This window comes from Variovorax endophyticus, from assembly GCF_025376855.1.
Lineage (GTDB): Bacteria > Pseudomonadota > Gammaproteobacteria > Burkholderiales > Burkholderiaceae_C > Variovorax.
Map to the genome: position 1 here is coordinate 147,038 of NZ_JAHUTH010000015.1, position 22,020 is coordinate 169,057.

At 69.5% G+C, this 22,020-nt stretch carries 18 protein-coding genes; 9 read left to right on the forward strand and 9 right to left on the reverse strand.

The genetic code is table 11. The annotated features are described in order from the left end of the window. Window positions 1–48: 48 nt before the first annotated feature. Window positions 49–2,373: an ATP-binding protein gene (locus KV106_RS20665; protein ID WP_261212035.1), complete on the reverse strand. Its 2,325-nt coding sequence runs from the start codon at window positions 2,371–2,373 to the stop codon at window positions 49–51. A 116-nt stretch (window positions 2,374–2,489) separates the two neighbouring features. Here KV106_RS20665 and KV106_RS20670 point away from each other — a divergent pair, with 116 nt between their 5' ends. From KV106_RS20670 to KV106_RS20680, 3 genes are all read left to right on the forward strand, one after another. Next, window positions 2,490–3,689 (forward strand): threonine ammonia-lyase, encoded by a 1,200-nt coding sequence (locus KV106_RS20670; RefSeq protein WP_261212036.1) that lies wholly within the window; start codon window positions 2,490–2,492, stop codon window positions 3,687–3,689. A 118-nt stretch (window positions 3,690–3,807) separates the two neighbouring features. Then, entirely contained in the window at window positions 3,808–3,960 is a 153-nt protein-coding gene (locus tag KV106_RS20675) for a hypothetical protein (protein WP_172705419.1), read from the forward strand. Between the two features lie 150 nt (window positions 3,961–4,110). Beyond that, on the forward strand, window positions 4,111–5,958 hold the full coding sequence (locus KV106_RS20680; protein WP_057592396.1) for a phosphoenolpyruvate carboxykinase (GTP): 1,848 nt from the start codon (window positions 4,111–4,113) through the stop codon (window positions 5,956–5,958). Window positions 5,959–6,045: 87 nt separating this feature from the next. Here the strand turns inward: KV106_RS20680 and KV106_RS20685 are convergent, their stop codons facing one another. Further along, window positions 6,046–6,591 carry a hypothetical protein gene (locus KV106_RS20685; protein ID WP_057592407.1) on the reverse strand — a complete coding sequence of 182 codons (546 nt, stop codon included), beginning with the start codon at window positions 6,589–6,591 and terminating at the stop codon, window positions 6,046–6,048. A gap of 102 nt (window positions 6,592–6,693) precedes the next feature. Here KV106_RS20685 and KV106_RS20690 point away from each other — a divergent pair, with 102 nt between their 5' ends. Continuing rightward, a complete protein-coding gene (locus KV106_RS20690; RefSeq protein ID WP_261212037.1) occupies window positions 6,694–7,674 on the forward strand; it encodes a LysR family transcriptional regulator in 981 nt (326 codons plus the stop codon). A gap of 16 nt (window positions 7,675–7,690) precedes the next feature. On the opposite strand, the gene KV106_RS20695 is transcribed toward KV106_RS20690, so the two are convergent. Beyond that, the gene (locus KV106_RS20695) at window positions 7,691–7,864 is read right to left on the reverse strand and encodes a hypothetical protein (RefSeq protein ID WP_172705418.1); all 174 of its coding nucleotides are present in this window, start codon (window positions 7,862–7,864) and stop codon (window positions 7,691–7,693) included. Window positions 7,865–7,990: 126 nt separating this feature from the next. Between KV106_RS20695 and KV106_RS20700 the strand changes: the two genes are divergently transcribed. Together KV106_RS20700 and KV106_RS20705 are read left to right on the forward strand one after the other, a co-directional pair. After that, on the forward strand, window positions 7,991–8,797 hold the full coding sequence (locus tag KV106_RS20700; RefSeq protein ID WP_261212038.1) for a metallophosphoesterase: 807 nt from the start codon (window positions 7,991–7,993) through the stop codon (window positions 8,795–8,797). 71 nt (window positions 8,798–8,868) lie between these two features. Further along, window positions 8,869–9,273: a phage holin family protein gene (locus KV106_RS20705; RefSeq protein WP_057592392.1), complete on the forward strand. Its 405-nt coding sequence runs from the start codon at window positions 8,869–8,871 to the stop codon at window positions 9,271–9,273. Here KV106_RS20705 and KV106_RS20710 read toward each other — a convergent pair. From KV106_RS20710 to KV106_RS20720, 3 genes are all read right to left on the reverse strand, one after another. Next, entirely contained in the window at window positions 9,270–9,884 is a 615-nt protein-coding gene (locus KV106_RS20710; RefSeq protein WP_057592391.1) for a TetR/AcrR family transcriptional regulator, read from the reverse strand. The genes KV106_RS20705 and KV106_RS20710 overlap by 4 nt on opposite strands. 82 nt (window positions 9,885–9,966) lie before the next feature. Further along, on the reverse strand, window positions 9,967–11,451 hold the full coding sequence (locus tag KV106_RS20715; protein ID WP_261212042.1) for a sensor domain-containing diguanylate cyclase: 1,485 nt from the start codon (window positions 11,449–11,451) through the stop codon (window positions 9,967–9,969). A gap of 172 nt (window positions 11,452–11,623) precedes the next feature. Continuing rightward, entirely contained in the window at window positions 11,624–13,207 is a 1,584-nt protein-coding gene (locus KV106_RS20720) for a phospholipase D family protein (RefSeq protein WP_261212043.1), read from the reverse strand. Window positions 13,208–13,314: 107 nt separating this feature from the next. Here KV106_RS20720 and KV106_RS20725 point away from each other — a divergent pair, with 107 nt between their 5' ends. Beyond that, window positions 13,315–14,544 carry a nucleoside recognition domain-containing protein gene (locus tag KV106_RS20725; protein WP_057592388.1) on the forward strand — a complete coding sequence of 410 codons (1,230 nt, stop codon included), beginning with the start codon at window positions 13,315–13,317 and terminating at the stop codon, window positions 14,542–14,544. Here KV106_RS20725 and KV106_RS20730 read toward each other — a convergent pair. Further along, window positions 14,541–15,554: an AraC family transcriptional regulator gene (locus KV106_RS20730; protein WP_261212044.1), complete on the reverse strand. Its 1,014-nt coding sequence runs from the start codon at window positions 15,552–15,554 to the stop codon at window positions 14,541–14,543. The genes KV106_RS20725 and KV106_RS20730 overlap by 4 nt on opposite strands. 64 nt (window positions 15,555–15,618) lie before the next feature. On the opposite strand from KV106_RS20730, the gene KV106_RS20735 reads away from it, so the two are divergent. After that, window positions 15,619–16,647, forward strand: coding sequence for an SDR family oxidoreductase (locus tag KV106_RS20735; RefSeq protein ID WP_057592386.1), 1,029 nt, complete (start codon window positions 15,619–15,621; stop codon window positions 16,645–16,647). An 18-nt stretch (window positions 16,648–16,665) separates the two neighbouring features. Here KV106_RS20735 and KV106_RS20740 read toward each other — a convergent pair whose 3' ends face one another. Further along, window positions 16,666–17,556, reverse strand: coding sequence for a helix-turn-helix domain-containing protein (locus KV106_RS20740; protein WP_057592385.1), 891 nt, complete (start codon window positions 17,554–17,556; stop codon window positions 16,666–16,668). Window positions 17,557–17,743: 187 nt separating this feature from the next. On the opposite strand from KV106_RS20740, the gene KV106_RS20745 reads away from it, so the two are divergent. Continuing rightward, a complete protein-coding gene (locus tag KV106_RS20745; protein WP_261212047.1) occupies window positions 17,744–19,945 on the forward strand; it encodes a tannase/feruloyl esterase family alpha/beta hydrolase in 2,202 nt (733 codons plus the stop codon). Window positions 19,946–19,952: 7 nt separating this feature from the next. Here KV106_RS20745 and KV106_RS20750 read toward each other — a convergent pair whose 3' ends face one another. Then, window positions 19,953–21,944 carry an alkyl/aryl-sulfatase gene (locus tag KV106_RS20750; RefSeq protein WP_261212049.1) on the reverse strand — a complete coding sequence of 664 codons (1,992 nt, stop codon included), beginning with the start codon at window positions 21,942–21,944 and terminating at the stop codon, window positions 19,953–19,955. Between the last annotated feature and the right edge of the window lie 76 nt (window positions 21,945–22,020).

Genomic DNA, 22,020 nt, shown 5'->3' on the forward strand with positions numbered 1-22,020 from the left:
CCCGTCCGCCTTTCTTTCTTCTTGCTGCGCCCCGGCGGCGCGCGACCGCTACTGCACGAAGCCCATGCCGCGCGATTCGCGCACTTCGGGCTTGATGCGGTGCTCGGCCTCGAGCTGGTCGAGGAACTCGGCGGCCGAGAACTCGGTCGCCAGGATATCGGTCTGTCGTTTCACCGCCGCGAAATCGCCGGGGCACAGCTGCGCGAGCTGCGCCAGCCGCGCGCGGATCTCGCCCGCGAGCAGCGAGGCGTCGCCCGCGAGCGCCTCGGTCACGAACATGCGCTCGCGCTGCGCCGCGGTCAGCGGCATGAACTTGATCTTGAAGGTGAAGCGCCGCAGCGCCGCCTGGTCGAGCCGGTCGAGCAGGTTGGTGGTGCACACGAAGATGCCGTTGAAGCGCTCCATGCCCTGCAGCATCTCGTTGACCTCGGTGACCTCGTAGGTGCGCTGGGCACCGCGGCGGTCCTGCAGGAAGCTGTCGGCCTCGTCGAGCAGCAGCACGGCCTTCTCGCTCTCGGCCTCGCGGAACATGGCGGCCATGTTCTGCTCGGTCTCGCCGACGTACTTGCTCATGAGGTCGCTGGCCTGGCGCACGATCAGCGGCCGGCCGATGGCCTTGGCGATGTGCTCGGCGAGCGCGGTCTTGCCGGTACCGGGTGCGCCGTAGAAGCACAGCGTGCCGTGGCCGCGCGCCTTCAGCGCCTCGACCACGCGCGGGATCTCGAAGCGGGTCTCGACGTTGAGCATGTCGAGGTCGTAGGTGGTCACGGTGCGGCGCTCGCCGCGGCCGGTGTCGGTGGTGCCCAGCGCGAGGTCGGCGTTGCGCAGCTGGCGTTCGATCAGCGCCTCGACCGAGGCGCCGTCGGTCCGGGCCAGGCCCGCGAAGCGCACCGCGGTGCGGATCTGCGCCGGCGTCAGGCCCTTGCGCCCGGCCAGCTTGGCCGTGAAGGCCTCGGACACCGTCACGCCCTCGAGCGTCTTCTTCACCAGTTGCTCGCGCGCGCCCGGCGGCGGCGACTTGAGCTCGAGGTGGTAGGCGAAGCGGCGGCGGAACGCGGGATCGATCTGCTCGATGCGGTTGGTGACCCACAGCGTGGGCACCGGGTTGGCCTCGAGGATCTGGTTGACCCAGGCCTTGCCGCTGACGCTGCCGTTGGCCGGCGCGGGAATCTGCTCGGCGCGCGCCATGTACTGCGCGGCCTCGGTGCTGATCGGCGGGAACACGTCCTCGACCTCGTCGAACAGCAGCGCGGCCTGGGCGCTGCCCTTGAGGAAGACCTGCGCGATCTGCAGCGAGCGGTAGCGGTCGCGGCCCGACAGCGAGTTGCCGTCGCGGTCGGCGTACTCGACCTCGAACAGCTCGAGCCCCGCGGCCTGCGCCACCACCTTGGCGAGTTCGGTCTTGCCGGTGCCGGGCGGGCCGTAGAGCAGCACGTTCACGCCGAGCTCCTTGCGCGCGACCGCCGCGCGCAGCAGCGTGACGAGCACGCGCACCTCCTCGTCGACGAAGGAGAAGTCGTTGGGCAGCAGCGCGCTCTTGGCCGAGGGCCGCGTGAACACGGCCATCAGCTCGTTGTGGTCGCGGTACTCGCGCATCAGCACCGGCGGCAGCTTCTCGCTGACCTTCATCAGGTCGGCGAGGTCGGTGATGTTGTGCTCGGAGATCAGGTTCTCGACCAGCCCGATGCGCTCGAGCCGCGAGCCCGCGCGCAGCGCCTCGCCGACCTCGCTCGCGTTCACGCCCGCGATGTCGGCGATCGCGGCATAGGCCTCGGGCGCGTTGTTGACCTTGAATTCGACCAGCAGCGAGCGCAGGTCGCGCTGGTAGCGCGCGAGCGTGCCGTACAGCAGCAGCGCGCGCTCGGCCTTGTTGAGCTGCAGCAGGCCCGCGAGCGCGTCGATGTTCTTCTCGACCAGCGTGGACTGCTTGCGCAGCGCATGCGTGAGCCAGTCGCGCGTGACGGCCAGCACCGACAGCAGGTCCTTGGGCTGGTCCTTCGCGTACTCGTCAAGGTAGAAGAACAGCGTGCCCTCCTCGTACGGGCCGCGCCAGACGCCGTGGCGCTCGAGCAGCGTGCGGCCGTCGAGGTTCTCGATGCCCTTCCAGGCCTCGTTGCCCGCGCAGCGGCGGCCGAGGAATTCGCGCAGCCGTTGCAGCACCGCGGCCGGCCATACCAGGTGGCGGCCGGTCAGCGAGAGCAGGCCGTTGATGTCGCGCCGCACGTTGAAGCGCGGCCCCTGCTTGGCGGCGAGCGTGAGCACGAAGTGCGAGCACATGAGCTCGAGCACCGGTGCTTCCTTGAGACCGGGCGACGGCAATGCCTGCCCGCGAACCGCAGCAGCCACCACATCGACACCCGCACGCTTGACCATCGGACGAACCTCCAGAGAGGGGAATTACCGGCCAGACCATAACGCAGACTTTTGGCTTCGGGAAGACGCCGAAAGGGTAAAAACCCTGGTGTCCGATTCCGTCCACAATGCGCGCCATGGTCGAAATCGAAGAAATACGCCGTGCCGCGGCACGCCTTTCGGGACAGGTGCTCGACACGCCCTGCGTGGAATCGCGCACGCTCTCGGAGATCGTGGGCGCGCAGGTGTTCCTCAAGTTCGAGAACCTGCAGTTCACCTCCTCGTTCAAGGAACGCGGCGCCTGCAACAAGCTGGTCGACCTGTCGGAGAGCGGCACCCGCGGCGTGATCGCGATGTCGGCCGGCAACCATGCGCAGGGTGTGGCCTATCACGCGCAGCGGCTCGGCCTGCGCGCGCTGATCGTGATGCCGCGCTTCACGCCCGGCGTGAAGATCGAGCGCACGCGCGGCTTCGGCGCCGAGGTGGTGCTGTACGGCGACACGCTCGACGCGGCGCGCGCCCATGCGGTCGAACTCGCGCAACGCGAGGGCCTGGCCTTCGTGCATCCCTACGACGACGAGGCCATCATCGCGGGCCAGGGCACGGTGGCGCTCGAGATGCTCGCGGCCGAGCCCGAGCTCGACACGCTGGTGGTGTCGGTCGGCGGCGGCGGACTGATCGCGGGCATGGCGGTGGCCGCGCGCGCGCTCAAGCCCGGCATCGAGATCGTGGGCGTGCAGACCACGCGCTTCCCGGCCATGGTCAACGCGGTCCAGGGCACGCAGCATCCGCAGGGCAAGAGCACCATCGCCGAGGGCATCGCGGTCGGCACGCCGGGCGTGCTGACGCGCGAGATCATCGCGCGCCATGTCGACGACCTGGTGCTGGTGGACGAAGGCGACATCGAGCAGGGCGTGCTGATGCTGCTGGAAATCGAGAAGACGCTGGTCGAAGGCGCGGGCGCCGCCGGGCTGGCCGCGCTGATCCGCCACCCCGAACGCTTCAAGGGCAAGCGCGTGGGCCTGGTGCTGTCGGGCGGCAACATCGATCCGCTGCTGCTCGCGGCCATCATCGAGCGCGGCATGGTGCGCGCCGGCCGGCTCGCGCGGGTGCGCGTCAGCGCGCGCGACGTACCGGGCTCGCTGGCCCAGATCACGGCCACCGTGGCCGAAGCGGGCGCTAACGTCGACGAGGTCCACCACCAGCGCGCCTTCACCATGCTGGCGGCGCAGAACGTCGACATCGAGCTGGTGCTGCAGACCCGTGGCCGCGAACACCTGGCCAGCGTGCTCGAAGCGCTGGCCGCCGCGGGCTTCGAGGCGCAGGAGCAGCACTGAGGACCGACCCCGGTTACGTCTGGTTCCAGGGGTCTCGCAACCCCCTAGACCGCGGGCATGCACCCCACCGGTAAAATGCCACCAGTTCGTGTCATTCAAAGTATCAGAGGTATTCCCGATGTCCCACCCCACTCCTGTCGAGCCCGCGCACGGCGCTGCCGTCGAGCAAGACACGGTCGAGTCGATCGTTCACCTGATGCCGATCGTGCTGCCGATCGCCGGCGGCGTGCTGATGCTGCTGCTCGCATCGATCGCCGTCTTCCTCGCCTGACAGGCATTTGCGCTCTCGTCCGCGGGTCGTGCGGCCCGCGCTGACGCATCCTCCTCTCCCGAGCCGAAACGTTTTCTCAAACGGACCTCCACGCCGCCGCGGCGTGGCGCACCGTTCGGAAAGACGATTTTTCAACTTAGGAGATTTCCGATGAACGCACCCACGAAGGGCCTTGGCATTCAGGCGCCCGCCTACGTCAAGAACGCCAAGCTGATTGCCTGGGTGGCCGACATGGCCGCGCTGTGCAAACCCGAATCCATCTACTGGTGCGACGGCAGCAACGAAGAGTACGACCGCCTCTGCCAGCAACTGGTGGACGCCGGCACCTTCCAGAAGCTCAATCCCGCCAAGCGCCCGAACTCGTTCCTCGCCTCCTCCGACCCGAGCGACGTGGCGCGCGTCGAGGACCGCACCTACATCTGCTCCGCCAACAAGGAAGACGCCGGCCCCACCAACAACTGGATGGCCCCGGCCGAGATGCGTGCCACTCTGCAGCCTCTTTTTGACGGCTGCATGAAGGGCCGCACGATGTACGTCGTGCCCTTCAGCATGGGCCCGCTGGGCTCGCCGATCGCGCACATCGGCATCGAGTTGTCCGACAGCCCCTACGTCGCGGTCAACATGAAGATCATGACCCGCATGGGCAAGGCCGTGTACGAGGTGCTGGGCGCCGACGGCGAGTTCGTGCCCTGCGTGCACACCGTGGGCGCACCGCTCGAGGCCGGCCAGAAGGACGTCGCCTGGCCCTGCAACAAGACCAAGTACATCGTCCACTACCCCGAGACGCGCGAGATCTGGAGCTTCGGCTCGGGCTACGGCGGCAACGCGCTCTTGGGCAAGAAGTGCTTCGCGCTGCGCATCGCCTCGAACATGGGCCGCGACGAAGGCTGGCTCGCCGAGCACATGCTGATCCTGGGCGTGACCAGCCCCGCGGGCAAGAAGCACCACGTGGCCGCCGCCTTCCCGAGCGCCTGCGGCAAGACCAACTTCGCGATGCTGATCCCGCCGGCCGGCTTCGACGGCTGGAAGGTCACGACCATCGGCGACGACATCGCCTGGATCAAGCCCCAGGCCGACGGCACGCTGCGCGCCATCAACCCCGAGGCCGGCTATTTCGGCGTGGCCCCGGGCACCAACGACCTGACCAACCCGAACTGCATGGCCAGCCTCGACCGCGACGTGATCTTCACGAACGTGGCGCTGACCGACGACGGCGACGTCTGGTGGGAAGGCATGGGCGACGCGCCCGCGCACTGCATCGACTGGCAGGGCAAGGACTGGACGCCGCAGATCGCCAAGGAAACCGGCGCCAAGGCCGCCCATCCGAACGCGCGCTTCACCGTGGCCGCCACCAACAACCCCGCGCTCGACGACGCCTGGGACGATCCCAAGGGCGTGAAGATCGACGCCTTCATCTTCGGCGGCCGCCGCTCGACCACCGTGCCGCTGGTGACCGAGGCCCGCAACTGGGTCGAGGGCGTCTACATGGCCGCGACCATGGGCTCGGAAACCACCGCCGCGGCCGCTGGCCAGCAGGGCGTGGTGCGCCGCGATCCGTTCGCGATGCTGCCGTTCATGGGCTACAACATGAGCGACTACTTCCAGCACTGGCTCGACCTGGGCAAGAAGCTGCAGGCCTCGGGCGCCACGCTGCCGCGCATCTACACCACCAACTGGTTCCGCAAGGGCGCCGACGGCAAGTTCGTCTGGCCCGGCTACGGCGAGAACATGCGCGTGCTCAAGTGGATGATCGACCGCATCGAAGGCAAGGCCGACGGCGTCGACCACATCACCGGCGTGAGCCCGCGCTACGAGGACCTCAACTGGACCGGCCTGGACTTCAGCGCCGAGCAGTTCGCCACCGTCACCAGCATCGACAAGGCCGCCTGGCAGGCCGAGCTCAAGCTGCACGACGAGCTGTTCGAGCAACTGGCCCATCACCTGCCGAAGGAACTGCCCGCGACCAAGGCGGCGATCGAGCAGCGCCTCGCTGCCTGACGTGAACGCGCCCCGCGAGGGGTGCGCTCCAGACGCGAAAAAGCCGCCCGAGGGCGGCTTTTTCGTGGGCGCGATCGCGCGATGGGCTCAGTAGTAGCGCGAGCTGTTCATGCGGCGCATCGCTTCGTACAGCGTGGGCATGCGGGCCGCTTGCGTACGGGCGGCGGCGCCGGCCAGTGCGTCGATGCGGGCTGCGTCGGCCACGCTCGCCGTGCCTTCCGACTGCTGGCGCCAGACGGCGGCCTGCAGTTCAGCCATCACGCGCGGGTCGCTGTGCGCGGTTTCGAGGAAGCGGGCGTCGGCGCGGGCCGCGGCACGGCGCTGCGAGGCGGCCAGCCAGGCGGCGCCCAGCTTGTTGGCACCGTTGGCCAGCGAGCCGGCGAACAGGGCGATCACCGCGAAGGCGCCGGCGCAGACCAGGGCCCAGGCCGCGAGCAGCGCGCCTTCGTCCCAGTGGGTGACGATGGTGTCGGCCACCACGAGCACGGCCGAGACGATGGCGACGATCAGGAGCAGGATCAGCGGACGGGCGCTGCTGCCGCCGCGCGCGGCCTTCAGGTGTCCGAACAGGACTTCGGCGCGCTGGACGCCGGGGTGGACGGTGGGTTGGTCGACGTGTACGAAGCTGGTCATGGTGCCCTCCAAGGCGTGTTTCTATTTCCGATGGCTTGATATTAGGGTTTGCCCTAGTAACTTTCCACTTTATCTTTCTGATGTTTATCATTCACAAGACTGATGGACGTCAATTTCCGCACGCTCGACCTCAACCTGCTTCGTGTCTTCGACGAGGTGATGGCGGAGCGCAACCTCACGCGCGCCGCGCGCAACCTGTCGATCACGCAGCCGGCGGTGAGCAATGCGCTGCGGCGGCTGCGCGAGGTGCTCGGCGACGAACTGGTGCGCCGCGCCAGTGCCGGCGTGGAGCCCACGCCGCGCGCGCTGGCGCTATGGCCCACGGTGCGCGACGCGCTGCGCCAGCTGCAGCACACGCTGGCGCCGGGCGAGTTCGATGCCGGCACCGCCGACACCACCTTCCTGCTGGCCATGGCCGATGCCACCGCGGCCGAGCTGATGCCGGGCCTGGTGCGGATCGCCGAGACCGAGGCGCCGGGCATTTCGATGCGGGTGCTGCCGCTGACCACGCGCGACCCTCGCCGCATGCTCGAGCACGAGGAGGTCGACATGGCGATCGGCTACTTTCCGGCCGTGATCGCGAGCCTGGCGGCGCGCGGCCAGTCGGGCGTGGGCGTGCCCTTCGAGACCCAGCGGCTGTACCTGGGCCAGTACGTGTGCGTGATGCGCCGCGGCCATCCGCTGGCCGAGCAGCCGCTCACGCTCGACGGCTACTGCGCCGCGCGGCACCTGCTGGTGAGCTTCTCGGGCCGGCCCTACGGCTTCATCGACCAGACGCTGGGCGCCCTCGGGCGCGAGCGGCGCATCGTGGTGACGGTGAACCAGTTCTTCACGGCCGGCCAGGTGGTCGCGACCACCGATCTGCTGACGGTGCTGCCGCGCCATTTCGTGACGGTCACGGGCATCGGCGACCAGCTGGTGCTGCGCGACCTGCCCTTCGACCAGCCGCCGGTGCACGTGGATGCCATCTGGCACCGGCGCGCCCAGCACGCCCATTCGCACGAATGGCTGCGGCAGTCGCTGCTGCGCTCGGCGGCGGCAGCCTTCGCGGGCTCGATCCTCGGGCAGAAGGTGCCCGGTTGAAACGGCAGTGGGCCGTTCAGCGGACCACGCGCAGCCAGGCGGCTGCCGCGCCGCGCAGTTCCTGCGCGTGGTGGGCGTCGAGACCCGCGCGCACGTCGGCGCTTTCCATCAGCGCCGCGGCGTGGCTGGCCGGCGCAGAATGGGCGGAGGAACGGAAGAAACGTGCCACTTGGGCAATGAGGCTGAACATGATGGTGCGCGGCTCTTGGCTGCGCTGCAGTGGTTGATGCCCCATAGATTAGGGGTTAACCCTAGTTAAAAAATGCCACATCTATGCGTGATGCGCATAGGCTGATCCACCTAGATAGAAACCCTGATGAAACTGCAGCTGCTGTCGGACCTGCATCTCGAATCCCATCCGCGCTTCCATGCCGAGCCCGTGCCGGGCGCCGACCTGCTGGTGCTCGCGGGCGACGTGGGCTCCTACCAGGAAGGCTCGCGCCTGGAGGATCCCGACTTCGGCCTCGGTCGGTTTTCGCCCAAAAAGGGCTGGCCGAAGCCCGTGATCTACGTGCCGGGCAACCACGAGTACGACAACCTCGATTTCGACGACACCCACGTTCGGCTGCGCGCGCTGTGCGAGGAGCTCGGCATCCTCTGGCTCGAGCGCGAAACGCTGGTGATCGAGGGCATCCGCTTCATCGGCACCACGCTGTGGGCCGATTTCGACGCGCTCGTGACGCCCACCGACGGCCTCGCCGAGGCGCTCAAGAAGCGCGGCAAGGCGATGCGCGCGGCCGATTTCTACCTCGAGAAGATGTCCTCGCGGCGCAACGGCACACCCTTCCTGTCGGCCGAATTGCGAGAGCAAGGGCTCACCTGCCAGGCCTGGCTGCGCGAGGCGCTGGCCCAGCCCTTCGACGGCACCACGGTCGCCATCACCCATTTCGCGCCCTCGCTGGCCAGCGCCGATCCGCGCTACGGGCTCACGCCCGGCACGGCGGGCTTCTGCAACTCGCTCGACGAGCTGCTGCCGCAAGCCAGCCTCTGGCTGCACGGCCACCTGCACTGCGCCTTCGACTACGTGAAGGACGGCTGCCGCGTGGTGGCCAATCCGCTGGGCTACCGCAGCAAGGGCGAGCAGGAGGGTTTCCGGCCCGAACTGCTGATCGAGGTCCGCTGAACCGGGGGCCGCCGATATGATGGCCCGCACTCCTCCTCCAACAACTGCCCTCCGGCCACCGGCGCCCGCGCATGCTCGACAACCTCGCTCCCTTCCTCATCCACTGGGCCATCACCGCGCTCTCGCTCTGGATAGCAAGCCACATCTTCAAGGGCCTGACTTTCGAGAGCACCGGCGCGCTGGTCATCTCGGCGCTGCTGCTGGGCCTGGCGAACGCGGTCGTGAAGCCGCTGCTGATCGTGCTGACCCTGCCGCTCACGCTGGTGACCTTCGGCCTGTTCCTGCTGGTGATCAACGCGCTGATGATCCTGCTGGTGGCGGCGCTGGTGCGCGGCTTCCGGGTCTCGGGCTTCTGGACCGCGCTGTTCGCGAGCCTGTTCGTCTCGATCCTCAGCATCCTGATCGGCGCCTTCGTCGGCGGCAGCGATCCCGCCACCACGATCCAGATGCCGCAGGGCACCGGCAACTGGCTCTAACGCGCAGCCAGGCCGTCGAAGCAGGTCGAGAGCACCAGCTCGACGATCTGCGCGTCGCTGTGCTGCCCGCCGCCCTGCAGGAAGCCCAGCACCGGATCGCAGCCGCGCGCATAGAGCGTGTAGAGCACGCCGATCGCGGGCAGCTTGGGATTCATCGAGCCGTCGGCCTGGGCCGCCTGGATCCAGCCGCCGAGGGTGTCGCTGATGGTCACCAGGCGGTCGATGTAGCCCCGGTTGCCCAGCAGGGTCGCGCGCAGGCTGGAGTTCTGGTGCGGCAGCGAAGGCATCTCGCCCGCGAGCTGCAACTCGAGCGCCCAGCGCACCGTGGCGCGCAGCTTGCCGATCGGCGGCTCGTCGGCCGGCAGCGCCGCGAGCATGTCGAGCGTGCGCTGCATCAGCCGCACCATCGCGGCGGCGGCCAGGTCTTCCTTGCTCGGGAAATGCTTGTAGAGGCTGGCCTTGGCGATGCCCACCGAGGCCGCGACCTCGTCGACCGTCATCGATTCGAAGCCCTTCTGCGCCAGCAGCCGGTTGGCGGTCTGCACGATGGCCTCTTCCCGCGCAGCCAGCATCTGCTCCTTGAACGAAGGCTTGGCGGTCGGAACGGTCATGCCGAAATTCTAGTCTCGCGCGTCGCCCGGCATACACCCCGCGCGCGGAATTACCAGCCGGTCTAGGAATTCCGTCGCGGTCTCAGCTGCCGCGGCGCTCGTGCACGCTGTCCTTGTAGTGCAGTGCCTTGTCCGCGTACATCGCGCGGTCGGCGCGCTGCAGCGTGGCCTCGAGCGAATCGCCCGCATGGCAGGTCGCCAGCCCGATCGCCAGGCTCAGCGCATGGCCGCTCTGGCCGGCATGGAACTGGTTGTTGAGCTCGAGCAGCACGAGGATGCGCTCGCGCATCGCCTCGGCGCCGCGCTCGTCGGTCTGCGGCATCAGCACCGCGAACTCGTCGCCGCCGATGCGCGCGGGCCAGGACGGCGCGTCGACCGCCTTGGCGAGCACCTCGCCCATGCGCCGCAGCATGGTGTCGCCGGCGGCGTGGCCTTCCTGGTCGTTGAGCTGCTTCAGGCCGTTGAGGTCGATCGCCACGATCGACACCGGCCACGGCCCCTTGCGCGCGAGCCGGTTGAGCTCCTCGGTATAGAAGGTGCGGTTGCACAGCTGCGTGAGCACGTCGTGCTTGCCCAGGTACTCGAGGTAGGCCTCGGCCTTCTTGCGTGCGGTGATGTCGACCAGCGAGACCAGCACCAGGTCCCAGCTGTCGAGGCGGTCTTCCTGCACCGCGAACTGCATGTGGATGTTGAGCATCTCGCCCGCGAGCGAGTAGTTGACCACCTCGCGCTGCTGCAGCGTCTTGTGGTTCCACAGGTCCTGCAGCTGCTCGGCGAAGGATTCGCGCATCTCGTCGCGGAAGATGCGCGGCAGGCTGCCCAGCAGGGTGCCCAGGTCGGGCGCGCCGAACATGCGCAGCGTCTCGTGGTTCACGTCGATGACGCGGATCTCCTGCATGCAGCGGGTCACGAACTCGGGGTGCACCTTGAGGAAGGTGGCGAAGTCGGTGATGCCGCGCGCGCGCAGGTTCTCGAGCAGGCCACGCACCGCGCTGAAGTCCTCCACCCACAGCGACACCGGCGAGTGGTCGAACAGGCTGCGCGCATAGCGCTCGCTCTCGGCCTGCCGGCGCTGCGCCGCCACGCGTTCGGTCACGTCGTCGAGCGCCACCAGCACGCGGTCCCAGCGCTCCTCGTGGCCCGGCAGCACGCGCGCGCGCACCCGCACGTCGAGCCGGCGGCCGTCGAGCGCGTAGTTCACGGTCTCGCTCTCGAAGCGCATCTGGCCGCGCCAGAGCTGGTCGAGCTCGTGCACCACGGTGGCCGACATGTCGCCGCGGAACACGCTGTCGAGCGAACCCAGCAGCTGCGCCTGGCTCTCGGCCGCGAACAGCTCGAGCGTGTGGCGGTTCACGCGCAGCACCTTCAGCGAGGCCATGCAGTCGCGCACGCGCTGCGGGTCCTCGGCCAGGAAGGCGACGAGGTCGCTCACGCCCTGCGCACGCCAGCCGTCGAGCATGCGCCGCAGCGCGCTGTAGTCCTCGATCCAGAGCGAAACCGGCGCCAGGTCGAAGGTGGCGTCAAGATCGTCGACGGGAGCGGCATCGGTCGCGTCGGTCAGGTCCATCCGTGAAGCTTTCGAAAGAAGAGACGGGACAGGGCATCGCCGCCGCGACGATCCGGCAAGGATCGGGCCCGGAGCGGAAGGCGCCAGGGACTTTAGACTTAATTATTACCCTGTGAAGGCACCCGGCGCGAGCCCGCCGCCGGGGATTCTGCACGGGCGGCGTGACGACCCTTCAGAGCAGCTCTTCGCCCACGATCGGCAGCAGCAGCCAGTTCTTGAAGCGCAGCCAGATGAACTCGCCGGGCTCGTCCTCGTGGACGATGTCGCCGCCCGCGTCGTCATATTCGAGCCACTGCACGCGGCGGCCGTCGGGCCCCAGCCGCAGGCGGTAGCCGATGTTGACGCGCGCGGTGGTGCGCATCAGCCGCTCGTAGTCGTTGACCATGTCGGGGCTGTCGATCACCAGCCCGATCTCGGTGTTGACCGCGGCCGAGCGGTGGTCGAGGTTCATCGAGCCGACGAAGAAGCGCTCCTGGTCCACGATCGCGAGCTTGGCATGCAGCCGGCTGATGGTCTTGCCGAAGTCGCCGAACTGGCCCGAGCGCCCGCTGAGCAGCGGCGCGATCTCGAAGATGTTGACGCCGATCTTCAGCATGTCGGCGCGGTAGCGCTCGTAGCCCGCGTAGGCCAGCGGCTCGTCGGTGGCGCCCAGCGAATTGGTGATCACCGTGATGCGCACGCCCGAGGCCACGTTCTTCTTCATCTGCGCCATGCCGCGCGTGCCCGGGATGAAGTACGGCGAGGCGATCTTCACGTCGTGCTGCGCCGAGTCGATGACGCCGAGCGCGCCCTCGGTCACGCTGCCGCGGTAGGCCAGCTCGGGCTTGCGCGCGATCTTCTCGGGATCGTCCACGAACAGCGTGAACGGCGCCCAGTAGCGGTCGAGCTTGCCGGTGATCAGCTGTTCGCCCACGGGCGACTTGTCGAGGATGTCGCGCGGGCGGATCGGCACGTCGGGCACGGCGGTGCGCGCGATCTCGTCGAAGCGGCGCTGCGCCGCCTCGGGCGTCATGGCCAGCGGCGCGATGTTCTCGATCGGGCGCACGTGCGGGCTGTTCCAGTAGCGGTCGAAGCCCTCGGACATCTTGCGCACCACCGGGCCGCACGAGATCACGTCCATGTCGATGAAGTTCGCCGCCGTGCTGCGCATGAAGTACTCGTTGGCGATGTTGCGCCCGCCCGAGACCGCGAAGCTGTTGTCGGCGATCAGCAGCTTGTTGTGCATGCGGTGGTTGATGCGGCCGAAGTCGGTGATCGACAGCGCCAGCCGCGTGGCCAGCGAGCTCGCGCGCGAGGGCAGTGGATTGAACAGCCGCACCTCCACGTTCGGGAAGGCCGAGAAGGTGCTGAAGACCTCGTCGGCGCCGCCGGTGTAGAGGTCGTCGACCAGCAGGCGCACGCGCACGCCGCGCGCGGCCGCCTCGCGCAGCTCCTTGAGGAACAGCAGGCCGACGTCGTCGTTCTGGATCAGGTAGTACTGAACGTCGAGCGACTTCTCGGCATGGCGCGCCAGCGAGATGCGCGCGTCGAAGGCGAAGGCCGCCTCGGGCAGCAGCCGGAAGCCCGACAGCGGGGTCTCGCTGCCGCCCGGCGCGTCCTTGTAGGCGAGCTGGCCCAGCTCGGTCTGCGCCACGTCGGTGAAGGCCAGGGTCGGCGGCTTCTCGGGTGGCGGTGGCGGCAGGCTCGCGCAGCCCGCGAGCCATGCAGTCGCGCACAGGGCGAGCGCGGCGAGGCGGCGGAGCGGGGTGGCGGGCATGGCTCGAAATGTAGCTCGCGGCGATGACGAAAGGCACCCCTATGATCGGCGCGGCGGCACGGCAGCATGCGGGGTAAGAGAAGGCTAAGAAAAGGGGTAAGAAAAGGGTGCTCAACGGCTTGTGGCTGGGTTTCTTCCTGGTGGCGGCGCTGGCCGCCTTCGGCCGCTGGCTGCTCGGCGGCGACCCGGCCGTCTTCGCGGCGCTGGTCGAGAGCCTGTTCGCGATGGCCAGGCTCGCGGTCGAGGTCATGGTGCTGCTGTTCGGCACCCTCACCTTGTGGCTGGGCTTCCTGCGCATCGCCGAGGCGGCCGGCCTCGTGGGCTGGCTCGCGCGCATGCTCGGCCCGCTGTTCCGCCGGCTGATGCCCGGCGTGCCGGCCGGCCATCCGGCGCTGGGCCTGATCACCATGAACTTCGCGGCCAACGCGCTGGGCCTGGACAACGCCGCCACGCCGATCGGCCTGAAGGCGATGCGCGAGCTGCAGCGGCTCAACCCCGACCCGGTCACGGCCACCAACGCGCAGATTCTGTTCCTGGTGCTCAACGCCTCCTCGCTCACGCTGCTGCCGGTCACCATCTTCATGTACCGCGCGCAGCAGGGCGCGGCCGATCCCACGCTGGTGTTCCTGCCGATCCTGCTGGCCACCAGCGCCTCCACGCTGGTCGGGCTGCTCGCGGTGGCCGTGGCGCAGCGGCTCAAGCTGTGGGACCCGGTGGTGCTGGCCTACCTGCTGCCGGGCGCGCTGCTGCTCGGCGGCTTCATGGCGCTGCTGGGCACGCTCTCGGCCGCCGCCATCGCCGCGCTCTCCTCGCTGCTGGGCAACCTCGTGCTGTTCGGCGTGATCGTCGCGTTCCTGCTGGCCGGCGCGCTGAAACGCGTGAAGGTCTACGAATGCTTCATCGAGGGCGCCAAGGAAGGCTTCGACATCGCGAAGAACCTGCTGCCCTACCTGGTCGCGATGCTGTGCGCGATCGGCGTGCTGCGCGCCTCGGGCGCGCTCGACCTCGCGCTCGACGGCCTGCGCTGGCTGGTCGACGCGGGCGGCTTCGACGCGCGCTTCGTCGACGCCATGCCCACCGCGCTGGTCAAGCCCTTCTCGGGCAGCGCGGCGCGCGCGATGCTGATCGAGACCATGAAGAGCCAGGGCGTCGACAGCTTCCCCGCGCTCGTGGCCGCCACCATCCAGGGCAGCACCGAGACCACCTTCTACGTGCTGGCCGTGTACTTCGGCGCGGTCGGCATCCAGCGCGCGCGGCATGCGGTGGCCTGCGCATTGCTGGCCGAGCTGGCGGGGGTGGTCGCGGCGATCGCGGTCTGCTACTGGTTCTTCGGCTAGGACTCCTGCGGCACCGCCTCGCGGCCCGACAGTTCCACCACGGCACGGCTCGCCCCCGCGCGCAGCGCCTGCCGATAGGCCGTCGGCGAACTCCCGGTGACGCGCTTGAAGGCATGGCTGAACGCGCTCTCGGAGCTGTAGCCCAGGCTCTGTGCCACGAGCGCGACCGGCGTGTCGTCCTCGCCCAGGGCGCGCTCGGCCAGGCGCATGCGCCACTCGGTCAGGTAGCCCAGCGGAGCGATGCCGGCCACGGCCTTGAAGTGCGAAGCGAAGGTGGTGCGCGACATGGCGCAGGCGCTGGCCAGCTCCTCCAGGTGCCAGGACCGCGCCGGATCGTCGTGCATCGCCCGCAGGGCCGGCGCGATGCGCGGCTCGCTCAGGGCGCGCAGCCAGCCCGCGACCAGCGGCCCCGAGGTTCCCAGGTGCGCGCGCAGGATCTGGATGAACAGCAGCTGCGCGAGCTGGGCCGCGGCGAGCTGCGCACCCGGCTGTGCCTGCGTGCGCTCCTCCATCAGGTGATCGAGCAGCCAGCGGAACACCGGGGCCTGCGGCGCCGACGCGCGGACATGGATCCACGGCGGCAGCGCATTCAGCAGCAAGGGCCCGCTGACCGGGTCGAGCAGCACATGGCCGCCGATGTGCGCGAACTCGCTGCCGTCGCCGAGCTGCGCCGAGGAGCGGCCCGCGCCCGAGAACAGGCCCATGGCATCGACGGGCTCGACCTCGGGATCGCTGGACAGGATCGACCAGCGGTGCGCCGACAGCAGCCCCACGTCGCCGGTCTCGAAGCGCGCGGGTTCGGGCTCCCCCTCGATGCGGACCCAGCAGTGGCCCTTCACGACGGCGAAGAACTTGATCTTGTCGGGCGCCGGAAAACGGAGGGCCCAGGTGCCGCCGGCCGTGAAGCCGCCGGTCACCAGGCTCTGCGCATGGGTCAGCTTGAGGATGTCGGAGAAGGGATCGGCGCTCATCTTCGTACTATCGCGCAAGCAAAGCGTACTCCCAAGCATTCACAGTCCGACCCCCTCGAAATATCGTTCCCCATCTCGAATCAAGGACGAACAAGGAACGGACATGGAACAGGCTTTGGTATTGGTCACCGGCGGCACCGGCTTCATCGCGCAGCACTGCATCCTCGCACTGCTGGCCCAGGGATTTCGCGTCCGCACGACCGTGCGCACGCTCGCACGGGAAGCGGAGGTCCGCGAGCACCTCAGGACGGGCGGCGCCGAGCCGGGCGAGCGGCTGGGCTTCGTGGTCGCGGACCTGGGCGCGGACGCCGGCTGGGCCGAGGCCGCGAAGGGATGCACCTACGTGATCCACGGCGCCTCGCCCACGCCATCGGGCAGCTATGCCACCGACGAGGACTGGGTCCGGCCGGCCGTCGACGGCAACCTGCGCGTGCTGCGCGCCGCGCGCGATGCGGGCGTCAAGCGCGTGGTCCTCACCTCGGCCTTCGGCGCGGTCGGCGTCGGCCATGGGCCGATGGACCGGCCCTTCAATGAAGAGGACTGGAGCAACCTCGCGGGCGACGTCGCGCCTTATCAGAAGTCGAAGACGCTGTCCGAGCGCGCCGCGTGGGCCTTCGTCGAGAAGGAAGGCCGCGGCCTCGAGCTCGCGGCCGTCAACCCGACCGCGGTGCTGGGCCCCGCGCTCGGCGCCGACTTCTCGCACTCGATCCAGATCATCAAGGGAATGATGGACGGCCAGCCCGGCTCGCCCAAGATCAACTCGGGCTTCGTCGACGTGCGCGATGTGGCGGACCTGCACCTGCTCGCGATGACGCATCCGGCCGGCAAGGGCGAGCGCTTCCTCGCGATCGCGGGCGAGAGCCTGTGGCTGGCCGACGTGGCGGGCATCCTGCGCGAGCGCATGGGCGCGGCGGCGCAGAAGGTGTCGACGCGGGCCCTGCCCAACTGGCTGGTGCGGCTCGGCGCGAAGACCGATCCGCGCATGAAGGCCGTCGTGCCGATGCTCGGCGTGAACATGAACGCCACCAGCGAGAAGGCCCGCCGGCTGCTCGGATGGAATCCGCGCTCGGCCGAGGAAGCGATCGTCGCGACGGCCGAGAGCCTGGTGCGGCTCCAGCTGCTGAAGGCGTGAGCGGCGCACGCCGCCGCCTCATTCCCTCCCGCGCGCCCGGTAGCTGCCGGGCGCGATGCCGGCGAAGCGCCGGAACGCGCTCGACAGGTGGCTCTGGCTGCTGAAGCCGCACTGCAGCGCGATCTCGACCAGGCTCAGCTCGGTGCGCAGCAACAGCGTCCTCGCGCGCGCGATCCGCGCGGCCGTCAGGTAACGGTGCGGCGGCATGCCGAAGGCGCGCTTGAACCAGCGCGCGAACGAATAGACATCGAGTTGCACGAAGGCCGCCATCTCGGCGAGCGTGAGCTTCTCGTGCAACTGGTCGAGGATGAACTGCTGCACGCGCCGGCGCAGCGCGTCGCCGGCATCGATGCGCTCGACCTGCAGCCGCGGATCGGCCGCATGGTGCCGCCGCAGGTAGGCCGCCAGCGCCACCGCGATGCTTTCCCCGTAGATCGCGCCGCCCGGATAGCCCTCGCGGATGTCGGCGGCGAGCGCGAGGCTGGCCTGCCAGACGAAGCCGTCGCGGATGCCGTTGCCCGGCACCAGCTCGACCGTCCTCGCGCCCGGCGAGCTCGAGACCGCCTGCACCAGGCCCGGCGTCAGCCCCAGCACCACGCCGCGCCAGCGGCCGCGCGCATGCCCGCTGTACGACAGCCCGGCGGGAAAGATGCCGAAGCTGCCCGGCGCGAAGTCGCCCGTCACCGGCCGGTGCCCCGACCAGTGGATGCGCGCGGAGGTCAGTGCCTCGTGGTGAAGCATCACGCCGTGCTGGAACAGCACGGTCTCGGGCATCTCCCCGCCCGAGCCGCGCCACTCCTCGAGCCGCAGCCCGGGCCAAAGGCCCTGGTCCTGCAGCAGGACCGCCTCGGGTTCGAACTTCGTGCGGGACGCGGTCGTGGTGTCGAATCGCTCGGCGAAGGTCTGCACGGGCGTCTTGTCTTTCTGTCGGGGAAGGAAGGCACGAGTGTCCGGCGCACGGCCCGCCGCGGGCATGCAGGTTTGCCCGCAGCGCCCGCAAGCAATTGCAAGATTCTGAAAAGCCGCGCCGTTTCGTGGAAGCCATGGCCACGCGCGCTGCCTAGCATCGCGCCGCCAATCAATACCTGGAGACACGATGAGCGAGAAGACATGGAGCGGCCGCGGCAGCGTGCTGCTGGCGGCGTGGTGCATCGGCGGCGGCGCGCTGCTTGCCGGCTGCGGGGGCGGCGATGGCGACGCGCGCTTCGCGGGCCTTCCGCCCGCGAGCACCGGCAACCCCGCGCAGCCGCCCGCAACGACGACCAAGGCGGCCGACATCAAGGTGCTGTCGAACCGCGCGGACCTCGTCAGCGGCGGCGACGCGCTGGTCGAGATCGTGCCGGCCGCGGGCATCGCGGCGAGCGCGCTGCGCATCGAGCTTGACGGCACCGACGTGTCGTCCGCGTTCGCGATGCGGCCCGGCGAGCGCTTCATGGGGCTGGTCACCGGCATGAGCGAGGGCCGCCACCTGCTGACCGCGCGCGCCGGCGACACGGCGCTGTCGTCGCTAGTGATCACCAACCACGCCAACGGCGGGCGCATCCTCTACGGCCCGCAGATCCAGCCCTGGGCCTGCGATGCCGGCGCGCAGGACGCCGACTGCAATCGCCCCGTGAGCTACAGCTTCAAGTACCTGTCGAGCGATCCGGCCGTCGCGGGCTTCCAGCCCTACGACCCGGCCCGGCCGCCGGCCGACATCGCCACCACCACCACCGACCAGGGCCGCACCGTGCCCTTCGTGGTGCGCATCGAGACCGGCGTGCAGGACCGCGACTACTACGACGTGGCGGTGCTGTTCGATCCCGCGAAGCCCTGGGCGCCGTGGCAGCCGCAGGCCGCGTGGAACCGCAAGCTGCTGATCCAGCATGGCTCGGGCTGCGGCAACGGCTACGGCCAGTCCAACGCCCTGTCCTCGCAGCGCGTGCTCGACCGCGATGCGCTCTCGCGCGGCTTCGCGGTGCTGGCCGTGTCGCTCAACGACTCGGGCCACAACTGCAACATCGCCGTGCAGGCCGAGGCCACGATGATGGCCAAGGAGCGCATCGTCGAGGCCTACGGCGAGCTGCGCTACACCTTCGGCTACGGCAGCTCGGGCGGCGCCATCGCCCAGCAGTGGATGGCCAACGCCTACCCGGGCCTCTACCAGGGGATCATCGTCGGCGCCTCCTTCCCCGACGCGGGATCGACCGGCAACGAGGTCGAGGACTGCGCGCTGCTGCGCAACTACTTCGGCCGCACCGCCACCGCGTGGACGCCCGACCAGCAGGCCGCCGCCTCGGGCCACCTGAACACCGCCGTGTGCACCGAGTGGATCGACTTCTACAAGTTCAACAACAACCTGAACCCCTACGCGACCAACATCGCGAACATCCCCGGCACCTCGCCCACCGCGCTCGGCGGCTGCGACGCGCCCCCGGGCGCGCGCTACGACGCCACCTTCAACCCCGGCGGCGCGCGCTGCACCTCGGCCGACTCGGCGATCTCGATCTTCGGCAAGCGGCCCGACGGCTTCGCCAACCGGCCGTACTCGAACGTGGGCCTGCAGTACGGCCTGCTCGCGCTGAAGGCGGGCCGCATCAGCGCCGAGCAGTTCGTGGACCTCAACGCGAACATCGGCTCGCACACCATCGACTACGCGCCGCAGGCACCACGCGTGGCGGCCGACCCGGGCGCGATCGAGGCCTCGTACCGCTCGGGCTCGTTCAACCAGGCCAACGGCCTGGGCCAGGTGGCGATCATCGACATCCGCACGCTCGACATCAGCGGCATCCATCACCAGCACCGCTCGTGGACCCTGCGCGCGCGGCTCGACCGCGCCAACGGCGGCCACGCCAACCAGGCGATCTGGTACCAGGCCGGCAGCCAGCGCGAGGCCTACGACACGATGGATGCCTGGCTCGGCGCGATCGAGCGGGACGGCGGCGCCACGCCGCTCGCGCAGAAGGTGATCGCCCATCGCCCGACCAGCGCCAACGACCGTTGCGGCAGCGCCGACGGCACGGGGCTCTCGATGCTCGAATGCACCGGCCTGGCCGACGGCTCGACGCGCATGACGGCCGGCGAGGCCATCACGGGCGACGTGCTCGAGTGCCAGCTCGCGCCGCTCGACCGCGCGAGCTACGGCACGGTGGTGTTCTCGGACGCGCAATGGTCGCGCCTGAAGGCCGCCTTCCCCACCGGCGTGTGCGACTTCGGCCGGCCCGGCAAGGGCCAGCAGCCCACGCGCTTCTGGCAGACCTACCTGGACACGCTGGGCCAGGTCGTCGTCGGCGGCATGCCGCTGCCCGACCTGCCCTGAGCCGCGTTCATCGCGGCTCCACCACCGGGAACATCGGCTCGAAGCTGTCGAGCATCGCCATCAGCTCGGCCAGCTTCGCGCGGTCGCCCTCGATGCGCACCTTGCCGGCCAGCACCGCGGCCGGAAAGCTGGTCTGCTTCAGCGTCACGGCGTCGAGCGCGGCGCGGCTCAGCGTCACCGTGGCGTCGGCATCCGGCTGCCGCCCGGCGATGTGGGTCAGGGCCGAGTTCTCGAGCGTCAGCACGAACTGCTGCTTCGAATCCGTGAAGTTCCAGTTGATGACCAGCCGCTTGCCCTCGGCCTTCGCGGCATCGAGGCGCACGCCGAGGTAGTCGAAGAACAGGTCGTTGCTCACGGCCTTGAGCGTGTCGGCGTTGGCGGTGCCGCCCGACGGGATCTTCGGCACGCCGTTGCGCAGCTCCATCGCGCCCACCAGGTAGGCGCTGCGCCAGGTGCCGGCCTCCGACTGGTAGCCCAGCTGCTCGAGCGCGTCGGCGCCGAGCTCGCGCGCCGCGCGGTTCGAGGGATCGGCATACACCACCTGGCTCATCGCGCTCGCGACCCAGCGGTACTCGCCCCTGGCGAAATCGCCGCGGGCGCGCGCGATCACCGCCTCGGCGCCACCCATGTACTCCACCGTCTTGCGGGCCTGGGCCACGGGCGGCAGCGGATTCAGGTTGGCGGGATTGGCGTCGTACCAGCCCAGGTACTTCTGGTAGACCGCCTTCGCGTTGTGCCGCAGGGTGCCGTAGTAGCCGCGCGCCGACCACTCCTGTTCGAGGCTCGCGGGCATGCGCAGGGTCTCGGCGATGTCGGCCGCGGCGTAGCCGTGGTTGAGCAGGCGCAGCGACTGGTCGTTGATGAACTTGTACATGTCGCGCTGCTTCTTCAGCAGCTCGACGATGCGCTCGCGCCCCGTGGTGGGCCAGTGGTGCTGCGCGATCAGCACGTCGGTCCTGTCGCCGAAGGCCACGCGCGCCTGGTCGATGTACTTCGACCACAGGCTGCCGTCGCGCACCTCGGCGCCGCGGATGGTGTAGAGGTTGTGCATGGTGTGCGTCACGTCCTCGGCCATGTCGAGCACGCGGAACTGCGGCAGGTACATCAGCATCTCGGACGGCGCCTCCGAACCCGGCACGAGTTGGAACACGAACTGCACGCCGTCGATGGTGCGCTCCTCGGTCGGCTTGTCGATGGTGGCGGTGGGCGCGATCAGCGTGACAGTGCCGCGCGCCAGCGCCTTGCCCAGCCCGGTGTCGACCTGGCCGCGCACGCCCGGCGGCAGCAGCGAGCCGAACTGGTACTGCGAGCGCCGGCTCATCGCGTTGCCCGCGAGGATGTTCTCGGCCACCGCGGTCTCCATGAAGCCCGAGGGCGCGATCACCTGCACCTTGCCGGCCGCCACGTCGGCCTCGTCGACCACGCCCTTGACGCCGCCGAAGTGGTCGGCGTGGCCGTGCGTGTAGATCACGGTGCCGACCGGCTTGCGCGGCCGGTGCTGGTAGTACAGCGCGAGCGCGGCGCGCGCGGTCTCGGCGGCGAGCAGCGGGTCGATCACGATCAGCGTGCCGTCGCCCTCGACGATGGTCATGTTCGCGATGTCGAAGCCGCGCACCTGGTAGACCCGGTCGGTCACGCGGAACAGCCCGTGGATCGCATTGAGCTGCGCCTGGCGCCACAGGCTCGGGTTGACGCTGTCGGCCGGCGCGTCGGCCTGCAGGAAGCCGTAGGGCTTCATGCTCCATGCCGGGCGCTCGCCGGCGCCGGGCACCAGCGCGTCGGGCACGGTGCCGATGAAGCCGCGCATCGCGTCCTCGAAATCGCGCCGGTCGGCGAAGGGCAGCGTCTTCGCGAATTCGGCGTTGGCGGCCAGCGTGGCGGGCTCCGGCGGCTTGGGCGCGAGGGGCGTTGCCGGCTGCGCAAAGGCCATGGCGCAGGTCAGCGCGGCGCAGGCGGCGGTGGCGCGATGCGCGCGTGGGAAGACGTGGAGGAGATGCATGGTGCGGCCTGGCGCGAAGCTGGAAGCTGGAAAGTGGCGCGATTCTGGGCAGCCCCCAAACCATTGGCAAATGCAA